General features: G+C 69.1%; 2 protein-coding genes. Both read left to right on the top strand.

The window, feature by feature from the left end; all coding sequences use genetic code 11:
* Positions 1-1,285, top strand: a 1,285-nt coding sequence (locus VFG33_RS15900; RefSeq protein ID WP_325053634.1) for an acyl-CoA carboxylase subunit beta, incomplete at its 5' end; no start/stop codon positions are given.
* Between the two features lie 5 nt (positions 1,286-1,290).
* The coding region (locus VFG33_RS15895) for an acetyl-CoA carboxylase biotin carboxylase subunit (protein ID WP_325053633.1) at positions 1,291-2,687 on the top strand (1,397 nt) is incomplete at its 3' end.

Here is a 2,687-nt window from a genome sequence, read left to right as displayed (position 1 = left end):
GGTCAAGGGCGGCGCCAGCAATCCGTGGACGCTGCGCAAGGCCTTGCGGGCGGACGAGATCGCGCGGGCGAACCGGCTGCCGGTGATCAGTCTGGTCGAGTCGGGCGGCGCGGATCTGCCGACGCAGAAGGAGATCTTCATCCCCGGCGGGGCGATGTTCCGCAATCTCACCCGGTTGTCGGCCGAGGGGATCCCGACCATCGCGCTGGTGTTCGGCAACTCCACCGCGGGTGGCGCGTACATCCCGGGCATGAGCGACTACGTCGTGATGGTCGACGGCGGCGCGAAGGTGTTCCTGGCCGGACCGCCGCTGGTGAAGATGGCGACCGGTGAGGATGCGGACGACGAGTCCCTCGGCGGTGCCGCGATGCATGCGCGCCGCTCGGGGCTGGCGGACTACTTCGCGGTGGACGAGCCGGATGCGATCCGGCTGGGCCGGCAGATCGTGGCGCGGCTGAACTGGAAGAAGCAGGGCCCGCCACCGGCAGCGGAGTACGAGGATCCCTTGTACGACGCGGACGAACTGCTCGGGATCGTGCCGGGTGATCTGAAGATCCCGTTCGATCCGCGGGACGTGATCGCCCGGGTGGTGGACGGGTCGGTGTTCGACGAGTTCAAGCCGCTGTACGGGTCGTCGCTCGCGACCGGGTGGGCGTCGGTGCACGGGTATCCGGTCGGCATCCTGGCGAACGCGCGCGGGGTGCTGTTCAGCGAGGAGTCGCAGAAGGCCGCGCAGTTCATCCAGTTGGCGAACCGGGCGTCGGTGCCGTTGATCTTTCTGCACAACACGACCGGCTACATGGTCGGGCAGGAGTACGAGCAGGGCGGGATCATCAAGCACGGTGCGCAGATGATCAACGCGGTCTCGAACTCCCGCGTGCCGCACGTGTCGATCCTGATGGGCGCGTCCTACGGCGCCGGGCACTACGGGATGTGTGGGCGGGCGTTCGATCCGCGGTTCCTGTTCGCCTGGCCGTCGGCGAAGTCCGCGGTGATGGGTCCGCAGCAGCTCGCCGGGGTGCTGTCGATCGTGGCGCGTGCCGCCGCGGCCGCGAAGAACCAGCCGTACGACGAGGACGGCGACGCCGCGATGCGGGCCTATGTGGAAGGGCAGATCGAGGCAGAGTCGCTGCCGATGTTCCTGTCCGGGCGGCTCTATGACGACGGGGTGATCGACCCGCGCGACACCCGGACCGTGCTCGGCCTGTGCCTGTCCGCCATCCACTCGGCCCCGGTCGAGGGAACCCGCTTCGACGGCGCCAACTTCGGCGTCTTCCGGATGTGATCGGCATGACTTCAACTCGAGGGATCACGTCCGTCCTGGTCGCCAACCGCGGCGAGATCGCGCGCAGGGTCTTCCGGACGGCCCGGTCGCTCGGGCTGGGCTGCGTTGCCGTGCACTCGACCGCCGACGCTTCGATGCCGTACGTCGGAGACGCGGACGCGGCCGTTCATTTGCCGGGAAACAGCCCGGGTGAGACCTATCTGCGAGCGCAGTTGGTGATCGAGGCGGCGCTCAAGGCGGGTGCGGATGCGGTGCACCCGGGGTATGGCTTCCTTTCCGAGAACGCGGACTTCGCGCGGGCCGTCGAGGCGGCCGGGCTGGTCTGGATCGGGCCGCCGGCCGAGGCGATCGAGTCGATGGGCTCGAAGATCGAGGCGAAGAAGCTGATGTCGGCCGCCGGGGTGCCGGTGCTGGACGAGCTGACTCCGGCCGAGGTGTCTGCCGAGGACCTGCCGGTGCTGGTGAAGGCGTCCGCGGGCGGGGGTGGGCGCGGGATGCGGGTGGTGCAGCGGCTGGAGGATCTTGCCGCGGAGATCGAGGCTGCGTCGGCTGAGGCGTTGTCCGCGTTCGGTGACGGCACGGTGTTCTGCGAGCGGTATCTGGCGACCGGTCGGCACATCGAGGTTCAGGTGATGGCGGATCGGTACGGCACGATCTGGGCTGTTGGTGAGCGGGAATGCTCGATCCAGCGGCGGCATCAGAAGGTGGTGGAGGAGTCGCCTTCGCCTTTGGTGGAACGGATTCCGTCGATGCGGGCCGCCCTGTTCGAGGCGGCGCGGAAGGCGGCTGCGGCGATCGAGTACGTCGGCGCCGGGACGGTGGAGTTCCTTGCCGATGACGACGGTCAGTTCTTCTTCCTGGAGATGAACACGCGGCTGCAGGTCGAGCATCCGGTGACGGAGTCCACGACCGGGCTGGACCTGGTGGCGCTGCAGTTCGCGGTGGCCGCCGGCGAAGCGCTGCCGCCCGAGCCCCCCGAACCGGTCGGCCACTCGATCGAGGTCCGCCTGTACGCCGAGGACCCAGCCCACAACTGGCAACCCCAAACCGGCCGCCTACACCGCTTCGAACTGGCCGGGGTCGGCAGTTCGACCGGAGGCGCGACGGGGATCGGCAGTTCGACCGGAGGCGCGACGGGGATCGGCGGTTCGGCGGGAAGCGCGACTGCGGCGGAGTTCGGGGCGGGTGGGCCCCGGGAAGGGATGCCGTGGTTGCGGGTGGATTCGGGGGTGGTGAGTGGGTCCGAGGTCTCGCCGTACTACGACGCGATGCTGGCCAAGGTGATCGTCTGGGGAGCAACGCGGCACCAGGCGACCGCTCGATTGGCTGCGGAGTTGAGCCGGGCGAAGATCCACGGAGTACGAACCAACCGCGATCTGCTCATCCGGGTCCTGCGGCACCC

The sequence above is a fragment of the Kribbella sp. genome (assembly GCF_035687465.1).
In the GTDB taxonomy this organism is placed as follows: domain Bacteria; phylum Actinomycetota; class Actinomycetes; order Propionibacteriales; family Kribbellaceae; genus Kribbella.
Note: the sequence above shows the minus strand (reverse complement) of the source record. Positions and strands in the feature narration are given on the sequence as shown.